Below are 21,756 nucleotides of genomic sequence, written 5' to 3' on the forward strand. Positions count from 1 at the left end.
ATATAGTACTGATACTCAGCTTATAAACCACGTCAAATCAGTGGTATACCCCAGCTGCTGAGGAGCTTGAACCCATTGGTAATAGTCCAGGCGCGTACTTCTTTTCACTGCAGTAAAATAAGTAATAAGGTTTAACAAAGAGTAAGAAGCTCTGATAAGGCGATTCAACCTGACTCGGTCAAATTATACTCACTCAAAAACTCCAGTTTTTCCTCTTCTGTTTCTAGTGTAGCTATTTCAGCCTCGATGGCCGCTGATATAATCACTACTTCTGCATTTTCATCTTTTACCGCTTCTTTGAGGGTGTCTACATATTGGTTACCGCCTATTACAGAGGCTTCGTCTACATTGGCAGCATAAATTACAGGCTTGATAGTGAGCAAGTGCAAATCGTAAATAGATTCAAGCTCATCTTCGCTTAAGTTCATACTACGAATATTTTGTCCACTTTCCAGCACCTCTTTTATTTTATTGGCAATTGCCATATGCTTCTTAGCTTTGGCATCTCCAGTTTTTACTACCTTCTGCAAACGCTGGATACGCTTTTCTATACTGTCAAGGTCTTTAAATTGCAGTTCAGTATCTATTACTTCTTTGTCGTTAACGGGGTTTACCTTGCCGTCTACGTGTACAATATTATCATCTTCAAAGCAGCGTATTACATGAATGATTGCGTCAACTTCTCTGATATTTGCCAAAAACTGGTTGCCTAAACCTTCTCCTTTACTGGCTCCTTTTACCAACCCTGCAATGTCCACAAACTCAATTACTGCAGGTAAAACTTGCTGGGGGTTTACTAATTTTTCTAATGCTTTTAAGCGTTGATCAGGTACTTGTACAACCCCGACGTTAGGCTCTATAGTACAAAAAGGATAATTGGCTGACTCAGCTTTAGCACTTGATAAAGCATTGAATAAAGTAGATTTACCCACATTGGGTAGTCCTACAATTCCACATTGAAGACTCATTGATCTATATTTATTTTATTGATATTATTCAAAAGTTTTTGCAAAGTTATAAAAACTAAGGATACTAAAGAATGATGTAAAAATAAGTTGTTTGTTTCTAGGCAGAGATTTTTTTGTAGGTGAGGTCTGTTTTGTACTTAGAGAACTTGCAGGCATAAAAAAACGACTGCCTTTCAAATGAAAGACAGCCGTTTGAATGGTATATGAGTGTATTACTATTTGGTTTTGCGAATAGAGCCAAACCCGCTTTTATTAAATCGGGTAATGGCAGGGCTGCCCTTGTAACGAATACTACCTACACCGCTTACTGATGCATATAGTTCTTTTTGAGCATTTATTTTGATGCTACCTGCACCACTTGATTTACTTTTTACAACATTTGCTACTAAGCCATAAGCATTGATAGAGCCTGCACCGCTTAAGTCTACATCTAAACGATTGGTTGTTCCTTTGAGTCGGATGCTTGACGCTCCTGAAAGGTTACAAATAAGGTGTTGAGTGTTAAAAGCTAATTGAAGACTTCCTGCACCACTGTTTTCCAAATAAAAGCGCTCTGCCTTGATTGTTGATTCACCACGTATACTTACCGCACCACTTAGGTCAATGGCATTGAGTTGTTGAAAGGTTAGTTCAATTTTTACATTGATATTGTTGTATTTTGAATGTTTACGTTTTTTAAGCGAAACATATAAAGTGTTGTTTTTTACTCTAGTAATTATTTCCTCATTTTCAATGTCACCTTTGAGAGTAACTCTTGCCGAATGGCTAGTACCCTGCTTGAGCACAATGCTTGCTGCACCACTTACTTTGAGTTTGGTAAAACTACTTAAGTTACGAGTAGATGTTTGTTGAGCCTGTGCAGTAATGACCAATGCAAATAAAAGGGTAAGAGAGTAAAGTGTTCTTGTCATGATTTTAAAGTTATATGGTTTGTAATCGAAGGACAGATAAGAAGAAGAAGAGTTGCAGGATAATTGAAAAATAGGTCAACTATTTGTTTAGGCTAGAGTACGTTTACATCAAGTTCTGTGTATATGGGGCAGTATAGGAGAATACAGGTTGAAAAAATTTGTCAGAAACAGCTGTTCTGACAAACTTTTGTAAAAGAAATGAGACTACTTTTTAGTGCTTGTACCAATTACTTTAAACTCTACCCTTCTGTTTTTGGCTTTATTTTTTTTAGTAGTGTTGGGCACCAATGGTCTGGCAGATCCATATCCTTTAGACACGAGTCGTTTTTTATCTACCCCTGTTTTGATGAGGTAGTTGAACACCGACTGAGCGCGTTGCCTTGATAAGCGCATATTGCGTGAATATACCCCTACGTTGTCGGTATGGGCAGATATTTCGAGTTTAATATCTTTGTTGTTTTCCATAAGTTGCACCACCTTGGCCAACTCTACATAAGAGTCTTCATCGAGTTTAGAAGAGCCCGACGCAAAGTTGATATGGTTTAGTACAATTTTGGCGTTCATTTTTAACACCTCAAGTGCTACAGTCAGTTTAATCACATCACCTGGTTTCAGTGTATCTGTCTTTACCTCAAATGACTGAAAAAAGTACCCCTTGGCGTTGGCTTCAAAAGTATATTTACTGTCGCGATTCAAAAATACGGTAAGCTTACCTTCTTTTGTCGCTTTAGTAGTGGTTCTATTGTTGTTCAAGTTGGTATACTTCACCAAAGACGAAAGGTTTTTGCCTGTTTCTTTATCGACAATCGTCAACAGCAACTTGTTGGCATTAGACTTTAGAGAAATAGTAGCTATATAGTCTTGTCCCCGTGACAACTTGCGAGTATCAACCTTGCCTTGGAAAAAATCATAACCTAATGCTGTAATTTCAACCGTATACTCTGATTGAGACTCTACTGCAGTGCTATATTTGCCCTCAACTGCCACCGTGTTTAAGGTTACAATGCGGTTTTTGCTGGTGTTAATTACTTTTACATGAGCTTCTACTGGTTCATTGGTTTCTTTATTGAGAATAGTAAGTCTAATAGAATGGGACAGGTGAGCAGGAGGGAGGGCTATATGGTTGTCTAGTTTTTTGAGCGAGTCGTCTACAGTGTTGTCACTAAGGTCTACTTCTCTAATCAAAGGCAAATAGTTTTTAGCTTTGATCTCAAGGGCATATTTGTAACCTCTTCGCAACTTTGCTGCAAATTTGCCATCTTTTTCTTTAAAAGAGCTCACTGCTTGGATGGGAGTATTCTTATTAGCACTGTCTTTTACCAAAATACTTACTTTGGCTTCTACCGGTTTTTTAGTCAAAGAATCAATTACCCTGCCTTCTACCCGGGTAAATTTTTGTAATTGAAGGTAATCAGGCAGAGGAGATACCTTAAAAATATCTGCGTTACGCCGTCCTTTAGTATTAAAGTACATCACATTACTGCTTAGCGGAATAGTAGCCAACTGATCCTTTTTACTGGTATTAATAAAATCTAATGCTTTAGGCATAGTCCATTTGCCTGTGAGGTCAAGTGTAGATACATAAAGATCAAAATTTCCTTTTCCCCCTTTGCGTATCGATGAAAATATAAGTGTGGCATTGTCAGGCATAATGCGTGGACATTTTTCGCAGCCATTATTAATTACATTGGGCAACGCCTCAGGTGTTTGCCAGGTACCATTTGTACCTTTATGACTTACGTACAACACATAACATATTCCTTTGTATTTGGTAATCTTTCCATCTTCGCCCACTTTTATGTGATAAGGGTCTTTATTTTTGAGAGGGTTTTTTCGTTTGGCTTTATAATTTTTTACTTCACCTGTAGTATCACGTCGCATAAAATACAAACTCATACCATCGGCTGCTATCGAAGGAAACCCCTCGTATTGGTCGCTGTTTACAGGGCTACCTATACTGATAGGTTCTCCCCAGGTATTTCCATTTTTTATGGAATAATAAATATCTCGATTGTCGGTGGTGTACGAAGCACAAAAATACAAAGTATCAGCATTTTTGCTCAAACTTGGACCCGCTACATAATGTGCTCCCCCTTGGTAATTGTTAATACTACTAAGGGCTTGCGGCGGCGACCATTTACCCTCGTCATTTAATGTACTTTCGTAGAGTTTCCAATGCCTTTCTTCGTTGTTGTTTGACTGGAATATTAGTGTTTTTCCGTTAGTGCTCAGGGTAGGGGCGTATTCTACATAACGTTTGGTGTTGATGGGGTCACCAATGTTGGATACCTGATAGTTTTTATCTTGAGCTTGTAGCTGCATTCCTCCCAGAAGAGCCAAAGTTGTTATCAAATACCACGTTTGTAAATACTGTTTCATAGAATGTATATTTTATTATTTTGACTAGTTTGTGTCTTAGGAATGGTTTAAAAATAAAGTCTTGTAATTTAACAAAGTGATAAGCTCCAACCCAGAAAAGAGGCAAGTTTAAAATGCTTACAGTTTAGTCGTGTCAGGGTAAATTTATTTTACTACCATTTCCTATACAATTTTGGGCTAAAATACTGGCGCTAAAACCAGTTGAGCCATAGAACAATATAAAGTATAAACGGTTTTAATCAAAGCGAATGGCTTTAATAGGGCGTACAGTACTGATAAAAGTTGCTGGAATTAATATAACCAAAATTAAGGCAAAAATGAGTAAGTTTAAGGTCAAAATCACCCCCCAGTTCCAGTCTATAGGTACTGTATCCATATAGTAATTTTCAGGATCGAGTGGGATAAGATGCAAATAATATTGTAGGGCACATATACCCAACCCTACCAGGTTTCCAATCAACATGCCTCTGAATATAAGTCTGATGCCCCTCATCAGAAATATACTTTTAATCTGTGAATTAGTAGCACCTATTGCCTTCAATACCCCAATCATATTAATACGCTCCATGATCATAATCAAAAAGATAGAAATCATATTAAAGCAAGCCACAATCAATATTAACCACAAAAAAATCTTTACATTGGTGTTGAGTAAGGTAAGCCAGTCAAAAATTTCTTCGTATTTACGTGGGGTAGTTTGCATTTGCATATCATACTCCATCTCTTCAAAAACCTCTTTTTGCACGGAGTCAAGTCGTCGGAAATCATTGATAAATACTTCGTATCCACCCACCAGTGTATCTGCCCAACGATTAAGTTTCTGAATAAGGCGTATATCACTTAACACAAACTTTTCGTCAAACTCTTCCATACCCGATTCATAAATGCCTACAATGTGTAATTTTCGAATGGCAGGAGGGTCTTGCACAAAATATACGTAAATACTATCGTTAACTTTAAGGTGGAGTTTATGGGCAATTTTTTGGCTAATGATGAGTTCTTTGGAGGCTTTGCCTTTAGGAAACTTCAAAAAACGGCCTTTGACCATGTTTTTAGTAAACTTGCTTTGCCTGTAATCGGCGCCAATACCCTTGAGTAATACCCCCATTACCTCATCAGAGGTTTTAAATATACCAGGTTTCATGCTAAATGCATGCAGGGTTTCTACATTGGGTAAGTTATTTTTGTAGTTTTTAAATAAGCGGGTATTAGTATTGATGGGTTTTTCTTTGTAAGAATTGCCACTATTAAACTGGGTAACTTGAATATGTCCTACAAAACTAAATATTTTGTCATGAATGGTATTACGAAATCCCTCCAGCACGCCAAACGCCACAATGAGAATTGCCAGACCTATGCTAATACTGGCAATGGCTATACGGGTAATAATGCCCGAAAAAGCTTTGTCTTTACCTTGCGCTAAGCGTGCTGATACAAAATTGTACAGCCAGGTATTGTAAGACAGGTTGGCAAAGAAATTCTTTTTGGCAGTTTTTTTCAAAATCCTAATGACTACATTTGAACAAAAAGCAAAATTAACCGAATATTTGACAAATCCATGTATAAAACCTATTTGAAAGCCTTACAGTTGATTAACACCTACAAAAGCAGCTTTTGTCTGTTAGTGTTTACCTTGGTTACCAGTAATTTAACTGCTCAAGTGACCGCTGACAGTACCTCTATGACCGATAGTAACAAGGTGCAGGTAGGTGCTGCCCAAATGAACAAATACATACCCCTGCTCAAAGGCAAAAAAATAGCCTTGGTAGTGAACCAAACCTCGGTAGTAGGCAATACTCATTTGGTAGATAGCCTGTTGGCGCTAAATCTGCCTATTCAAAAAGTATTTGCACCTGAGCACGGCTTCCGGGGCAAAGCAGATGCTGGCGAACACGTAAAAAACTCCAAAGACACCAAAACCAATTTACCTATCATATCTCTTTATGGTAAAAACAAAAAACCAAGCCCACAGCAGTTGGCCGATATAGATTGGGTGGTTTTTGATATTCAAGACGTAGGTGCTCGTTTTTATACTTATATCAGCACTATGCATTTGGTAATGGAAGCTTGTGCCGAAAATAACAAAAAAGTGTTGGTACTTGACCGCCCCAACCCTAATGGACATTACGTAGCAGGCCCTATGCTAAACCCTCGCCTTAAGTCATTTGTGGGCATGCACCCCATACCCATAGTACACGGGCTTACAGTAGGTGAACTGGCAAAAATGATTAACCAGGAAAAATGGCTTAAGGGAAGACGAAGTTGTAAATTGACCATTATAAAAGTGAAAAACTACACTCACCAAACCCGCTACAGTTTGCCTGTAAAACCCTCACCTAATCTACCTAACAATTTATCTATAGCACTTTACCCTTCGTTGTGCCTGTTTGAAGGCACTCAAATAAGCGTAGGTCGAGGTACCTATTCTCCTTTTCAGATGATTGGTTATCCTGAGAAAAAGTTTGGCAAAGATACATTTACCCCTAAAAGTATCCCTGGAATGTCTAAATACCCCAAACACAAAAACAAAGTGTGTTATGGCATAGACTTCCGTCATAAAGATAATACAGGGCTTATTAAAGGTTTTTCGCTTAAGTATTTGATAGACTATTATCGCAAGTTTGGCAACAAAGCCAAGTTCTTTAATGGATACTTTGATACCTTAGTGGGTAATTTCAGTTTGCAGCAAAAAATAAAAAAAGGCTGGACGGCAGAAGCCATTGAAAAATCTTGGGAAAAAGACTTGAAAAAGTATAAAACCCTTCGGAGGAAATATTTATTGTATGCAGAGTAGGAGGGGAGAAAGCTGTAAAACCCAAAAACCCTTCAGAAAACTTGATTTTTCTGAAGGGTTTTAATTAGTGATATCCTAATTAGGCTATTGTTTAGCTATAAAAACCAGCGTAGAGGCGCCTTGCTTAAAGTGCAAAGTATTTTTTTTCTCTTTATTCAATGGAGCGTACAAGTCCATAAAACCACAACTGAGCATGTAATAACGCAGGTGAAAGTTGGTATCATTAGACGAGGGTGTCATTCTAAACCTGCTTTTGTTCACTTCTGCGGTAGTTACCACCTTATAGGCTTCTTTTTTCTTAATATCTAATACAATTCGTTGCCTTTTAAAGAAAGCCTCATTTTCCAAAATATTACCATCTTTATCTTCTTGATGCGAGTATATCCAAGTTTTGCCCTTAAAGTCAAAACTCATCATTGCCTTATACTCTTTAGTACTTCTTTTCTTCCTCTGAGCCATTGCATTGCTACTAGCAAAAAATAATGTAATTAGGCATAAAATAGCGAGTTTTTTCATAGTATTTTGGGTTATATGATGAATGGTTCTAATTGACAGATGGAACGTAGCTTGCAAGTCGTTTGTTGGGGTGTTTTGCCTATAGTTCAACTTTAGTTTTTTTACCTACTCCCTTGTGTGTTTGAGATTGTCTTCTTTTTTAAGGAATAAATAAAAAGGCTTAAATTTGCCTAAGTAAGGTTTTCTCTAACATCAATTTGAGATGCTTTACGGGCAGGGTAATATGCTGCCAAAAAAGTGATTAAGACAATGGTAATACAAGTAAATATAAAATCTATAGATTTAAGTTTTACCGGATAAGCTTCTACCACAGTAGTAGAGGTGCCCATACCTATAAACCCGTACTTTTGCTGAAGTATGGCAAGGGTTGTAGCTACCAAAAGCCCAATGATTGCCCCACTAAAAGCAATGATTCCCCCCTCCATCATAAAGATTTTACGGATAATTTTAGTTGAAGCCCCCATAGATAAAAGCACCGCTACATCTTTTTTCTTGTCGATCATGAGCATCATCAGCGAAAAGAAAATATTGATAGAGGCAACCAATAAAATAAAAGATAGTGTGATGTATACAAAAAGCTTTTCTATTTGAATCGCTTTTAACAAGTTGGCTTGTTGTTCGTTACGGTCGAGCACCTTAAAGTTATTGCCCAAAACCTCTTTAATGCCCTTTTTTGTGGCATCAGTATCTGCCTTTTCTTTGAGTTGAATTTCCAGCGAAGTGCGTCGGTTATCGTATTGCAATAGGTTGGCGGCAAACTTCAAAGGTACAAATACATAGCTTGCATCATATTGTTGCTCCAGTGAGAAAACACCAATTGGAAAAATAGCTTTTTTATTGATCAGTTTTTTTTCAGCATTGATACCCAGGGTTATTTTTTTCACCTTTTTAGGGTACCAAAGCTGCAGCGCATCAAAGTCGTTGCGTAAACCAATAGCAAGTGTGTATTGTACTCCTTGTCCTATGACTGCCCTGGGGCGTCCGTTTTTATACAAAGCAAATTCACCTTTTCGAATGGCAGAGTCCATACGGGTTTGTTCCAGGTAGTTTTCACTTACCCCCTTGACCTTTACTACCATTTGCCCATTTTTATAGCGCAAAACAGCGTTGTCTTCTATTATTTCACTGACAATTTTTACCCCTGGTACTGCCTCAATTTTTTTGATCAATTGAGAACTTACTTCAAATGATTTACCTTTGATGGGTTCTACCTTAAGCTCTGGGTTAAAAGTATCGTGCAAGCCTTGAATTAACTCTTGCAAACCATTAAACACTGATAATACCAAAATAAGGGCTATAGTACCAACCGCCACTTCTATCATAGATAAGATAGAAATGACGTTGATAAATTGCTTTTTATGTTTTGAAAAAAAATATCGGCGAGCGATAAATAAAGGTAAATTCATAAGAGTCTTTACTTCATACAACCAGTTGGCTAACTTGTCTCCTCGTCACCTTCGTTGTTGCTGCTGGGGGGAATGTCAAGGTTGTCAAATAGCTCATCCATTTTTTGTACGTAATCACTGGTATCGTCCAGAAAAAAACGGAGTTCAGGTATAGCCCTTACCTGGTTTTTTATTTTGCGAGCCAATACCTGTCTGATCATCTTGTTGTTGTCCTCGGCAATATCTACCACAGCTTGTTTGTCGCTTGCTGCCAAAATGCTTAAATATACATAAGCAATCCCTAGGTCAGGGGTGACTTTTACATTAGTGATAGTCACAAAGTGAGTCTTAAAAATATCTTTGACTTCTCTTTGAAAAATATCTGCTAAGTCCTTCTGTATAAGTCGGGCAAATTTTTGTTGTCTTTTTGATTCCATTGGCACAAAGTTACAGTTAATTTGATTATTTTTTTAATACTCTTAGGAGAATTTCATTTTTACTGTAATTTTGCTTGCAATTTTTTTGCAGTGATAAAGGCTTGTTTAAACTCTTGCTATCAATACCTGAAGTTTACTCTTTTTAGCTTACAATGATTGAGTGCCAAACAAACACTGAAAACCACAATAAATCACTACTGTTTTGATTACTTTTTTCAGAATAAACGCCGCTTATAAATTTATTTTTTTATTCCTGCTTTTTGTCGGGTTACGTTTGCCTTTCATTATCAATGGCTTGCCTTTGACTATACCAGAGCTTAACTGGATGTTGATTGGCGAAAAAATGAACATGGGCTTTAGCCTGTACGACAAAATCTGGGATGATATCAGCCCTTTGTCAGCATTGATTTACTGGCTCATGGACCGTTTCTTCGGAAAATCTTACTTTGCTTATCAAATCATCGCCTCAGTGTTGGTGTTTGCTCAGGCAATGATTATCAATGACATTTTTCGCCGCCGTCAGGTTTTTGTTGAAATCACCCTATTACCCGCGTTTTTGTACCTTGTCATTACTAGTTGTTTTCTTGACTTTTACACCCTATCACCCGCTTTGCTTGCCAACACTTTTATGTTGTTAGTAATCAACTATACTTTGTGGCATGTGAACGAAAAAAGTAGAAAAAATGCTGTGTTTGAGATAGGGGCTTATACTGGAGTAGCCACCTTGTTTTTTCTTCCTTCCTTCTTCATTATTTTAGTGCCGCTTTTTTCTTTTATGTTACTTACAGGCACCAAGCTCAAGGGGTATTTTCTAATGCTGTTTGCGTTTTTGTTTACTATAGGTATTTCTTTTCTCACCTTCTATATGAGCAACGACGAATACAGTTTTTATCGAAGCTACTTCGAATCTGTAGTGTATGTAAGCAAGCAACTGTACCTATCGCCCCGTAGCCTTCTTATAATCTTTACCATTCCTTTACTTATCACCATTTGGGCAATGGCAACCATTAGCGGGCACCGTTACACCAATTACCAAAACCGTTGTCGTCGCATTATGTCTTTTTGGTTATTTGCTTCATTGATTTCTGTCTTCTTAAGCACTAAAATTTCTGCCAATAACTTAGTGTTTGCCATTCCGGCAATGACTTTCTTTTTGAGCCACATGTTTTTAAACCTGAAGCGTGCCTGGTTACGCGAACTATTATTTTTGTTATTAGTGTTGTCAGTCGCATTTAGTGGTTATGCTATTGTTTATCGTTTTTTACCCGAAGTGGCTTACAATACTCCAGTAACTCAAGTAAAACTTGATCGTTTGTTAGTGAAAAAGCACTCGATACAAGAAGACTTAAAGGGTAAAAAAATTCTGGTATTGGGCAGTAATATCAGTTATTATCAGGGAGGGCAGCTGGCCACCCCTTACCTTAATTGGGAATTGTCGCAGCACCACTTCTCTAATATGAACCAATATAATATTATGAAAGAAATTTATGAAAACTTTAAGCAAGACTTACCAGATGTAATCATAGATGAAAAAAACTACTTTCAACAAATACTGGCTCCTTTGCCCATCATAGCCAATCAATACATCAAACGGGCTGGAACCAATATGTACATCATAGATCCCCGGTTGCAAAGCAAGAAGTAGAGGTTATCTAAATGTCAGGGAAATTGATTTTTTCCGGCTTTTATTTTGAGTACTCGGTCAAAAATCATATATTTGTAATGTTAGAATAGACTGACACTGTCAGTCATTCTTTCCATAGCTGGTTGAAGGATCTTAGGGAAGAGAGTTTAAACTCTTTACCCTGAGCATCTTTTTTTTTGTGCCTACCCTAAAAATATTCCCCCTCTTTAATTCAAATATTACTTACCTAATAAAACCCTTTGTAGTTTTACTTTGGTATCTTTGCGCTTTCCAAAAAACACATCAACACTACAATGATACAAAAGCTCAAAAAAACAGGCATTGACCGTTTAGACAATTTTCTATATGAATTTGCCCCTATCGATTTGCCTTGGTGGGACAAAGACCACCTCACAACCCTTGAGGTAGAGGCAAGAACCCATGAAGATAAACAAGATTGTTCAATATGTATCGTCTTTTGTCCTGAGGCAGAAGGGGTGTTAGAGCGAACTATCGTGTTTTATGCCGCTTTTAACGATCGCGAATTGACCGAAACCACACTAATAGACAAAGATGTATTAGAGCATTTACAAGATGATATTCAACTGGAGTTTTCAGAAAATCAAAATGCTTACTTTACCGACGATTTCAACGAGACAAAATCTGTTCTAAGCCATATTTTCCACTTAGTAAAAGACCAAAAAACAGTGGAAAGGTACCCATTGGAAGAGGGAGATGGTGAGCTTAAGGCAGGAGACGTATTAGATCACTTTATAGGGATGATACACATCAACTCAGCAGAGTTTACCAAAGAAAGCATTGCTGAACACCTAAAAACAGGCATCGAATATGAAGGACAAGAATACCTGGAAGCCTTGCAAGAAGATATTAAAAATGGAATAGTCGCCAATTTTCAGGACGAATATGCAGTGGAGCTTGAAAAACCTGCCCTGGATTTGATTATTGAGGTAGTAAATGAATACAAATAAACAAGGTTGCCTATGACTTACCCAATACGATCTTTTTCTGGACTGTATAGGGTAAGCTGATAGGTATTAGAAATAGATAGTTACCTGTTTTTGTTCAAGTAAGCTTCCTGAACTACATTCATTGGGTAAGTAGTGACTACGGGTACGTTTTTTTGTCCACCTGTTTTATTCAGTGCCTCGTGTTTGCCAGAGTATACCCTAAAAATAATTTGTTTATCGATGGGTTGCAACTGATAAGTAATCATAAGCATACTGCCTTTTACCTCAAAACGAGTTACCAGTGTATGCCCAGCATATAAGCATCCAGTAAAATAGAGTTTTTTCGTCTATAATAAATTGCCATTGCCCTTGTCCAGTAGCTCATAAGGGCGGATTTGCATGCTGCTTCTTCTCCATAAATCACAGTCCAACTATAGCGGGTACTAGAGTCAGTGGGTTGTATATTGAGTGTCATCGGAAAACTCAACGTTTTGCCATCTTTGGCATTGTCTACTTTAAGTTGACCTTTCCAAGTGCCTAGCCAGCTTGATATTGGGCTGGTTTTGGTGTTTTGAGCTTCTACACTAAAAATAAATAATTGTAAACCAAGTATCAGTATTAATTGCCTCATGTAATGGATTGATTATGTCTCCAAAGTTATAAAGTTCTATATAATTTGGCGAAAAGTGTACCAAGAATAAAGCAAATAAGACATGGGGTAAAAATAATCTGGCCCTGCTTCAAAATAAAAAACCACCTGCTTCGGGCAAAACCCGATTGGCGAGGTGGTAAGCAAGCATTCTGACATCAGTTATTAAGCTGGTATTGGGTTGGTAATATTCACTTCAGAATTGTATTTGTCTTCGCATAGTTTGGAGGCAAGCCCCTTGTAGCCAAAGCATTGTCTTTGGAATTAAGAATAATATTTTTTTGTGCTGGAAGCTGTCAAGACAAAAATGCTACAAGCCCCCGTTTTATTGAAGTTTCCAGACCAGCCCCAGTCTCAAACTTGTGAAAAATGGTTTTACCCGATAAGCAGTATTGGCTTGATTGATGTCATTGAAGTAGTAGTTAAAGGTAGGTTTGATATAAAACCCGACTTTTTTGCTCAATGGCAATCGCAGGTCATACCCCAGGTTGATCATACGTTGAATACGTGAACTGCTTTCTTTGACCACTTCATTTTTGGTTTGGGTAACTGTACCAGTGGCTTGATTGATAGCCACCCCCAAGTAGAGTTGGTGTTGCCAGTGTTTGCCAAATAACAGATAATTAATTCCCATCTGTACCCCTACATCCTGATATTTGTAACGGTAACTTTCGGTTTCAGAACTATACACTGGTGTAGCAATTATTTCACTACTACTAACCACATCTACTATAATACTGTCAGGTACCGTATTTCTGAAACTGTACCCAATGTGGTTGTTGAGCTGAGTATAGCTAAGACCCCATACTACGCTCCATCGGTGCGATAAGTGACTCTCCAGCATGATGCCTCCACTAAAGCCTAAGTTATTGCCCGAAAACACCGTGTTTTTTACCAAACCTTGAATAATCACTTCATCCTCTTTGTTAGTGATCAAACGGTGAGCATTGTAAGTAGGTGCAACAAAAGCCCTCAGTAAAAGCCTTCGTTTAGCTTTCTTTTTCGTTTTGGAGTAAAACACCTTTTTTAGCTCCACAGAATATTTTTTTGTCGCCATCATTGGCAAACCTTTCGTCTTTAAAGGCGAGACATGAAAATGATTTGTACGTTTTTTCTGAGTACTTTTTGCCCCTTTTTTAGTCAGCCTGGGTGTTTTTGTTAAGTTTGCCCCTGTAGTGGTTCGTTTGTCATTTCCTTTGGTTTTTTGAGTTGTCACCAATTTGCCCTTTGGTTCGTTGTCGTGTGTAGTATTCGGTGTTGCCTTTACTACTTTTTGTTTCTCATTTCCTTTGGTTTTTTGGATTGTCACCAATTTGCCCTTTGGTTCGTTGTCGTGTGTAGTATTCGGTGTTGCCCTTACTACTTTTTGTTTCTCATTTCCTTTGGTTTTTTGGATTGTCACCAATTTGCCCTTTGGTTCGTTGTCGTGTGTAGTATTCGGTGTTGCTTTTACTACTTTTTGTTTCTCATTTCCTTTGGTTTTTTGAGTTGTTGCCACAACTTTAGCTGTAGAGGGCTTTGTTATTTTTTTATTCCTTGTAGTATGACCTGTATTTGCCTGAAAAGCCTCTTTATTTTGTAAGTAAAAACTACCAGGCATTTTACTATAAGCTGTATCTATGCTTTGTGCAATAGAATAGTGATCCTTGGTCTTTAAACTAATATGATAAGTGCTTTGAGGAATACACCAAAGGATACAGGCGATCAATATCCAGCGTTTTTTGACAAACCAAGATTTACTTTGAACAGGTGCAGGTGAGTCTTGACTTATTTCCCCAAAAATTTTGTCCCACGCATCTACTGCTGGGTCAGCTTCCAGGTTCTCAAGCCGTCCTTTCAAAAACTCTTCAAATGAATTGTCATCCAATGGTTCTTCCACTAGCGTATAATTTCTAATTTTTTAAACTTCTTTTTAAGCATCTTTTTTGCTTTGAGCAACTGTGTTTTAGAAGTACTCTCCGAAATACCCAAAAACTGAGCAATTTCTTTGTGAGCGTATCCCTCTATTACAAATAAGTTAAATACCATACGATATCCATCAGGTAAACTTTGTACTACTTCTAAAAGTTCTTCATTACTTAATTTGCTCAAAATTAAGTCATCTCCCTGAGTAGGTTCCAGTAAAAAATCCTGGTTGTGATGACCGTAGTGTTTTTTGTGTCGATGAAAGTAATTGATGGCAGTATGAATCACAATTTTTTTGATCCAAACCTCCAGCGAATCTACTTTCTGAATAGTTGTTAAAGCCTTAAATACCCTTACAAAAGCTTCTTGAAACACATCTTCAGCATCTTCTCGATTTTGTGTATAACGTTTACATATTCCCATTAATTTGCGAGAGTATATTTGAAACAACAGCTTTTGTGCACGAGGGTCTTTTACCTTACAACCTTCTAATAACTCCTGATCTGTCATGAAAAAACGTGAGTGGTTGTGGCATTTTTATTTTTCTCTCCGAAAGTGCATAACCCCACCACCTTATTTTAAGGTGGTGGGGTATTTGGTTTATTCACTTCAATAAACTTTGTAGCTTATTGTCTGAAGCTTTTTATATAAACTATCAATTTCGCCTAATCACCAGATCAGTTTGCGAGGTTTGACCATTACTTGTATTGGTTATTTTATAAGTCACTGTAAAAGTTTGTTTAGAAGTATCTACAAATACCTTTAGGTTGTTGCCTTCAAAATAAGCATTGGTATTTTGCTGTACTATGTTTTTACTTATATTGCTTGCCGCTACACTGCAAAGGTGATCGTTTGCCAATACATCTATAGTCATCCATTGTCCGCTAGGAGGTACATTACTTACCTGAGCACTATCACTTACTGCCTGCAGTTGACAAGGCTTTTGTATGCGGATACTTACCGTTGCTTGGCTTACAGTATTCCCATTTTTAGTCAAACCATATTGCAATATTACCGTACTATCGCTTGGATAAAGTTTTACTTTTAGCTGGTTGTTTTCAAATACAGGAGGGGTATTGAGTCCTCCGTTGTTGAGGATGATTTTGTTTAGCGAGTCATTACATAATGTGTCATTGCTTAACACGTTGAGGTAAACATATTTGCCATTGGCAGGTAGTGAATCGCCCGATATTGTATAATTATCATTCATTGCTTTGGGTACACAGTGGGTGGTAGTATCTTGTGGATTAACAGTGCTATCACCTACAAAAATAGTGACTACTCCATAGCCCAGGTAGTTATTTGTCGAAGCGTTGCGTACTCCATATATTAGCTGGTCTACTCCTTTGAATCCTGATTGTGGCAAATAAGTAAGCGAGATTCCTCCGACTGTTACGTTTGCACTGCCGTTTTTTGGTGATTCTACAATTTCTACTACTTTTTTGAGGTTACTTGTGTCACTGGCAGTACTATCACATAAACGGTCATTTTGCAGTACAAAAACCTCTACCGACTTGCCCAAGGTTGTCTGAGCAATATCAGGCACTGCTCCAAAGCAAGGGCGGGTAATAGAGTCAGCCGAAATGGTAATCTTTACGGCAGCAGTGTCACAAGGCTGACCCGGAGGACAAACAGTGTAGGCAAGTGTATCGGTACCAGTAGAGTCATTGGGTGTATATAATACCATTCCTTGTTTGATAAACTTGGCACTCCCCCTTTTTAGATATCCTTGCAACAAAGAAACATTGGAGCTTGTCGTGATTTTGTCATTTTTAATCAGGTCTATGACTACACTGCTTCCCGGAAAAGCCTGTGCAACATCATTGGTGGCAATGGCAGGTGTATTTCCTTGGCTGGTGGCAGGATTAATATCTTTATCTATACGGTTACAACTGGCGATAAGCCCTAGTAGAGCCACCAATACGAATGCAGGCAAAAATTGGTATTTTGTATTGATCATTTTTTGGTTTGGTTAAATTTTCATTATAAAAAAACGTTGTCAGAGCTCTTAAAAACCCCCAGACAGGTGGGTGTCCCAAAAAGTTGTCTGGAGTGTAGATGTTTTTTATAAAAAATGAAGGGTTTGTTTATAAGTGTTTGATTATGAGGTGCTTGTTTTTATTGAGACACCATTATTTTTTTTATAAAAAATACATTCCCTTGACTTTTATCATTCTTTTACCTCTGGTGAATACTTAACTTTGGCAAAGAAACACCTAAATGATAATATTATGTATTGGGAAAGATATTCACACGACAAAATAAAAGACATTGTTCATCAGGCACTTGAACAGAACACTCCTTATCGCGATTCTGCCCCAGTGTTGGGTATACCAGCTTCTTACTTAGACCGTACAGAGTTTTATGATGACGCTCCGTTTTTGAAAGATGCTCCTTTTATGAAAACAATGATTGAAAACCCTAACCATATCGGGTGTCATACTTTAGACGACGCAGGGCATATAGACATGTTTGCAGGGACACAGCAAATAGAGAAAGAGCTGATACAGTTGATAGCCGAACAAATATTTAAGGGAGAACCTAACCAACAGGATGGGTATGTAGCTACTGGGGGCACTGAGGCAAACATTCAGGCAATGTGGGTTTACCGTAATTACTTCAAAAAAAAGTACCAGGCTAAAACTGAAGAAATAGGGTTGGTATATTCAGAAGACAGTCACTACTCTATGCCCAAAGGAGCAAATTTGTTAGAATTGTCTTCTATCATTCTTCAGGTAGATGAACATACCCGTGCCATTCGCCAACAAAGCCTCATTGAAAAAATAACTGAAGCCAGAGCGCAAGGAATAAAGTATTTTATTGTTGTGATGAACCTGTCTACTACTATGTATGGCTCGGTAGATGATGTGGAACGAGTGACTGATTTTTTTGAAAAAGAAAAACTACCTTATAAAGTACACGCTGATGGAGCTTTTGGTGGGTTTATTTATCCTTTCACCAATGAAAAAGATCCCCTCTATAGCTTTCAAAATCCTCGGATTTCTTCTTTTACCATTGATGGACACAAAATGCTGCAAACACCTTATGGTACAGGGCTGTTTTTGATAAGAAAGGGCTTTATACAATATGTGAAAACCGAAGAAGCACAGTATATCCCAGGCAAAGATTATACAATATGTGGCAGTCGTTCGGGGGCCAATGCCATCTCCATCTGGATGTTGTTGCGGGCGCATGGTTCAGAAGGACTCAAGATAAAAATGCAGCGAATAAACGAGCGTACTACCAAGTTATGCAAACGCTTGGATGAGTTGGGGGTAAAGTATTTTCGAAACCCTCATATCAATATTATAGCTATCAAGTCGGGACAATTTTCTGCTCGGTTTGCCCAAAAATATCATTTGGTTGCAGACTCTTACGAGTTCGATGTAAAGTGGTGGAAAATAGTAGTAATGGATCATGTAAAACAGGGTATTTTAGATAAGTTCTTGCTCGACCTTGACGCAAATTTAAATACAGAACCCACCCACTAAACCGCTTTGTAAGGCAATAAAAAATGAGCGTCTGAACAACGCTCATTTTTTATGATTTTACCTCATTTACACTTTAAAACCCAACACTGTAATGTCGTCCCTTTGTTCAGCATCACGTTGCGAGAAAGCTAGCTCTTCTTCCCAGGCTTCTTTTTGAGCCTCCATGCTTTTGTAGGCGTTTTCTACCAAAAAGGCAATGAAATGATTTCTTCCAAATTTGGTTCTGCGAGGAGTAGGGTTATCAATCAAACCATCAGAACTTAAATAACACTTGGTGCCTTTGTTTAGAGTAATTACCTGATCGGTAAACTCTTTGTGCGCTGGCTCGTGTCTTCCGCCTCCTATAGATTCCCTGTCGCCTTTTAGTTCAAAGAAGCGACCATTCTGTACATAGTGAAAAGGACGTTTGGCACCAGCAAAAGTGATTTTAGTTTGTTCGTCTTCTACTTTTTCCAACTTACACATCAGCATCTCCATCCCTTCGCGGTTATTCGTCCGATCTTGCTTTAAAGCTATACGAGTCAGCGAATGTAGTTTCTCCAGAATTTTAGCTGGTTGATGGATTTTTTTGTCAATGACAATTTCATTCAACAAGCTGTAGCCAATCATACTCATAAAAGCTCCCTGCACCCCGTGTCCGGTACAGTCAATCACCGATATAAACGTAACATCATCTGCATGATACATCCAGTAAAAATCACCCGAAACAATGTCCTTAGGTTTAAACAACATAAAATAATCGCCCAGCACCTTCTCCATCCGGCTAGGGAAAGGCAAAATTGCTTGCTGAATCGTTTGGGCTGAATGAATACTTGCCAGAATTTGCTCATTCTGACGGTTCAGTTCTACATTTTTTTGCTCAATAAACTCTCTTTGAGCAATGTTTTCTTCTTGTTGTTGGCGCAGTTCTTCGGTTTGCACCAAGAGCTCGTCTTTTTGTTCTCTGAGTAACTTACTCTTATTTAAAATCTCCTTATTTTGTTGTCTAACTTCCTGGGTTTTTTTCTCTACCAGGTATTGCAATTTTTCTTTTTGGGCTTCAATACTTTTTATCCTCATCCTTACCACAAAGAACACCGCACCAACCAATAAAAGCAATAAGGTGATTCTAAACCACCACGTTTCCCAGAAAGGGGTTTTTACTACAAAGGAGTATTCCACTGGCCTTTTTGTCCAAATACCATCATTGTTGGCTGCTTTTATCTTAAGAGTGTATTCACCAGGAGGGAGGTTGGCATAAATAGCTTCAGGTTTAAAACTGGCTGGTGACCATTCATTGTCAAAACCCTCAAGTTTCCACTGATACTTTACCTTTTCGGGAGCCTCATAGCTCAATGCTTCAAAATCAAACGATACGTGATTTACATTATAAGGGAGTTTAAGCTCTTTGGGCAACGAAAACCAATCTTTGATGCCCGCGTGGTAGTCTTTGTGGTTTTCATCGTTCCATTGAACTGTCTTGAAAAACAAACGTACATTGGTAATGTTAATTTTAGGGGGCGTACTGTTCGATAAATCTGACTTTGGGTTATACTTAATTAGCCCATTGATGGTACCAAACCATAAGTTACCGTATCGGTCTTTAAAACTTGCCTGCCCGTTGTTTTCTATGCCTACAAAACCCTCAACTTTACCATACTTTTTAATTTTTTTGATTTTATCTTTTTCACCAATCGTGAGGCGTTCCAGCCCGTTTTGTGTACCCAGCCATACCCGGTTGTTATCATCTACCAATACCGAGTATATAATATCAGTTCCAATGCCCTCTTTTACAGTAATAGTTGTAAACTTGCTACCATTAAAATGAATCAAGCCTCCGCCAAAAGTCGCAAACCATAAATTCCCTTTTTTGTCTTCAGCCATGTGCAACACCCATTTATCAGGTAGGCCATCTTTAGTGGTATAATGAGTGAAGTTTTTGGTGGTTCTATTGTATTTCGATATTCCTGAGTTGGTACATAGCCAAATATTCTTTTGAGCGTCTTTGCCAATAAAATGAATAGATGCATCTACCAACCCCTGACGTTGGCTAAACTCTTTTGACTTTTTTGTTTTTAAATCATACTTTATCAGCTTTGCTCCATGCAAGGCAAACCAAAGTTCCTCTCCAATCTTTACTGTATTGGTGGTTCTTTTGTGAGGAGGTAGTCCAAAATCTTCGTTGGCCTGCCTTTTATTTTTGCCCGTTAAATACCACAAGCCGTCATCTGACGAAAACAGCATTTTACCTGGTTCTACTTCAGTGATTCCGCGAATATTGCCTAGTTTTGTACCTATATCAGCCATATAAGTAGACACTCCTGCCGAGTCTACCTTGGCAACTCCAGCCCCTACCATGCCAAACCAAATATTCCCCCTTGAATCTTCATAAATAGGGCGTATATTTTTAGAAATCAGCCCATCTTTTTCATTCAGGTATATAAAACGATCGCCACTATAGCGCACCAAGCCATCCCCGTCAGAGCCAATCCATAAGTTATTTTCACGGTCTTCATACATACAATATACCCGAACGATGGCTAAGCCGTTGTCAATACCAAAAAGCTGCAGACGTTGCCCATCATATTGTAAAATGCCAGCCCCCATGGTAGATATCCAAAGTTTATTTTTCTTATCCGTCATAAAGTGCAAAATAGGCGCCTTTTGAGCTTCTTCGGGTAGGGCTATAGGGTTGATTTGTCCTTTTGAATACTTAAAAAAACGAGTAGTTTGTTGGTTACTGGCAAGCCACAGGTCTCCGTTTTTTGAAGATGACATTTCGTGTATGGGGTTGTCTTGCAAAAAACCTTGGTCATTAAAGGGCAAGGCAGTAAGTTGCTTGCCATTGTAAGACCAAATATCTTCAGGAGTTGAAATTAGAAATGTATGGTCGCTGGTTTGGCAAAAAGTATAAATAGTTGCTTCATTGAGCTGAGGAATTTCTTTTTTGAAATCAATAAATTTCCCATCTTTTAAGTACAACAACTGACTCTTGTTCATGTCTTCGCGCAGAAAAAACCAAAGCTTGCCAGTTTTATCTTCATACACGCGAGCATAATTTATACTTGTCGGAATATTTTGTTTCTCGCCATAATTGGTGAATTTTTGTCCATCATATTTACTGATGCCTCGGTAAGTTATAATCCACAGGTTTTTCTTGCTATCTTCAAACAAATAGATTGCCTGATTGTCAATTAACCCATCACTGACCGTAAAAACATCGAATTTGTCGCCGTTGAATCGACATATTCCCCCTCCTTGAGTTGCTTGCCACAAGCTTCCCCGGCTATCTTGGATAATAGAAAGTACCTGAGATTGTGGGAGCCCTTCTTCAAGCGCATAGCTTGTGAAATTGTATTGCTGGGCTTGGGTGGCAGTATATATTCCAATTATACCTAAAAAAAGTGCTATCGTAAAAAGTCTATTCATATTCCACTTACTATTAATTTCTTGTGTAACCGTATAGCATGACATTTTATTAAATCAAAAAAAATAATTGATAAGTTGTGGCAGGATCAGGAATCTTAGAGTTATGCTTAAAGTGTTGTCTTCAGAGTCAAAAATCGCTTTTTAGCCCAGATCATAACCGAGCAAAAGAGAGTGCTGTTTCACCATTAAAAATAAGACAACAAACTATTTTGTAAACATACGCTTAATAAAACGCAAAAAATAAAGCTTTCCAAAGAAACAAAATACCTTGGATGCACAAATGAACAAATATTTGCATAGCTAAAGCCATGTTAGTCCCTT

16 protein-coding genes and 1 pseudogene are annotated in these 21,756 nt (G+C 38.0%); 4 read left to right on the plus strand and 13 right to left on the minus strand.

Features of this window, described 5'->3' with window-relative positions:
• Positions 1–44: 44 nt before the first annotated feature.
• The 4 genes and pseudogenes from ychF to M23134_RS24290 form a co-directional block, all read right to left on the minus strand.
• A pseudogene (gene ychF, locus M23134_RS24275) lies at positions 45–968 on the minus strand (redox-regulated ATPase YchF); the annotation flags it as partial.
• A gap of 215 nt (positions 969–1,183) precedes the next feature.
• Positions 1,184–1,879 (minus strand): head GIN domain-containing protein, encoded by a 696-nt coding sequence (locus tag M23134_RS24280; protein ID WP_002700541.1) that lies wholly within the window; start codon positions 1,877–1,879, stop codon positions 1,184–1,186.
• 204 nt (positions 1,880–2,083) lie between these two features.
• A complete protein-coding gene (locus M23134_RS24285; RefSeq protein ID WP_045114253.1) occupies positions 2,084–4,258 on the minus strand; it encodes an OmpA family protein in 2,175 nt (724 codons plus the stop codon).
• Positions 4,259–4,493: 235 nt separating this feature from the next.
• Entirely contained in the window at positions 4,494–5,759 is a 1,266-nt protein-coding gene (locus M23134_RS24290) for an ABC transporter permease (RefSeq protein WP_002700546.1), read from the minus strand.
• A gap of 57 nt (positions 5,760–5,816) precedes the next feature.
• Between M23134_RS24290 and M23134_RS24295 the strand changes: the two genes are divergently transcribed.
• On the plus strand, positions 5,817–7,052 hold the full coding sequence (locus M23134_RS24295; RefSeq protein WP_002700548.1) for an exo-beta-N-acetylmuramidase NamZ family protein: 1,236 nt from the start codon (positions 5,817–5,819) through the stop codon (positions 7,050–7,052).
• An 84-nt stretch (positions 7,053–7,136) separates the two neighbouring features.
• On the opposite strand, the gene M23134_RS24300 is transcribed toward M23134_RS24295, so the two are convergent.
• From M23134_RS24300 to rbfA, 3 genes are all read right to left on the minus strand, one after another.
• Complete coding sequence (locus M23134_RS24300) at positions 7,137–7,568, minus strand: hypothetical protein (protein WP_002700550.1); 432 nt, start codon at positions 7,566–7,568, stop codon at positions 7,137–7,139.
• Between the two features lie 170 nt (positions 7,569–7,738).
• Entirely contained in the window at positions 7,739–8,974 is a 1,236-nt protein-coding gene (locus M23134_RS24305; protein WP_002700552.1) for an ABC transporter permease, read from the minus strand.
• A gap of 29 nt (positions 8,975–9,003) precedes the next feature.
• The gene (gene rbfA, locus M23134_RS24310; RefSeq protein WP_002700553.1) at positions 9,004–9,390 is read right to left on the minus strand and encodes a 30S ribosome-binding factor RbfA; all 387 of its coding nucleotides are present in this window, start codon (positions 9,388–9,390) and stop codon (positions 9,004–9,006) included.
• A gap of 202 nt (positions 9,391–9,592) precedes the next feature.
• Here rbfA and M23134_RS24315 point away from each other — a divergent pair, with 202 nt between their 5' ends.
• Entirely contained in the window at positions 9,593–11,035 is a 1,443-nt protein-coding gene (locus tag M23134_RS24315) for a DUF6427 family protein (RefSeq protein ID WP_002700555.1), read from the plus strand.
• A gap of 293 nt (positions 11,036–11,328) precedes the next feature.
• A complete protein-coding gene (locus M23134_RS24320; protein WP_002700556.1) occupies positions 11,329–12,003 on the plus strand; it encodes a hypothetical protein in 675 nt (224 codons plus the stop codon).
• Positions 12,004–12,083: 80 nt separating this feature from the next.
• Here the strand turns inward: M23134_RS24320 and M23134_RS41325 are convergent, their stop codons facing one another.
• From M23134_RS41325 to M23134_RS24340, 5 genes are all read right to left on the minus strand, one after another.
• Positions 12,084–12,248 (minus strand): hypothetical protein, encoded by a 165-nt coding sequence (locus tag M23134_RS41325; RefSeq protein ID WP_002700557.1) that lies wholly within the window; start codon positions 12,246–12,248, stop codon positions 12,084–12,086.
• Positions 12,249–12,277: 29 nt separating this feature from the next.
• Positions 12,278–12,613: a hypothetical protein gene (locus tag M23134_RS24325; protein WP_002700558.1), complete on the minus strand. Its 336-nt coding sequence runs from the start codon at positions 12,611–12,613 to the stop codon at positions 12,278–12,280.
• A 343-nt stretch (positions 12,614–12,956) separates the two neighbouring features.
• The gene (locus M23134_RS24330; protein WP_002700559.1) at positions 12,957–14,510 is read right to left on the minus strand and encodes a hypothetical protein; all 1,554 of its coding nucleotides are present in this window, start codon (positions 14,508–14,510) and stop codon (positions 12,957–12,959) included.
• The gene (locus M23134_RS24335) at positions 14,510–15,046 is read right to left on the minus strand and encodes an RNA polymerase sigma factor (RefSeq protein ID WP_002700560.1); all 537 of its coding nucleotides are present in this window, start codon (positions 15,044–15,046) and stop codon (positions 14,510–14,512) included. The genes M23134_RS24330 and M23134_RS24335 overlap by 1 nt, the downstream gene beginning before the upstream one ends.
• Before the next feature lie 145 nt (positions 15,047–15,191).
• Positions 15,192–16,496, minus strand: a complete 1,305-nt coding sequence (locus M23134_RS24340; RefSeq protein WP_002700561.1) for an Ig-like domain-containing protein — start codon at positions 16,494–16,496, stop codon at positions 15,192–15,194.
• Between the two features lie 271 nt (positions 16,497–16,767).
• Here M23134_RS24340 and M23134_RS24345 point away from each other — a divergent pair, with 271 nt between their 5' ends.
• A complete protein-coding gene (locus M23134_RS24345) occupies positions 16,768–18,027 on the plus strand; it encodes a pyridoxal-dependent decarboxylase (RefSeq protein ID WP_045114254.1) in 1,260 nt (419 codons plus the stop codon).
• 66 nt (positions 18,028–18,093) lie between these two features.
• Here M23134_RS24345 and M23134_RS24350 read toward each other — a convergent pair whose 3' ends face one another.
• Positions 18,094–21,435 carry a ligand-binding sensor domain-containing protein gene (locus M23134_RS24350; protein ID WP_002700564.1) on the minus strand — a complete coding sequence of 1,114 codons (3,342 nt, stop codon included), beginning with the start codon at positions 21,433–21,435 and terminating at the stop codon, positions 18,094–18,096.
• Positions 21,436–21,756 lie beyond the last annotated feature (321 nt).

Source organism: Microscilla marina ATCC 23134 (assembly GCF_000169175.1).
Taxonomy (GTDB): Bacteria; Bacteroidota; Bacteroidia; order Cytophagales; family Microscillaceae; genus Microscilla; species Microscilla marina.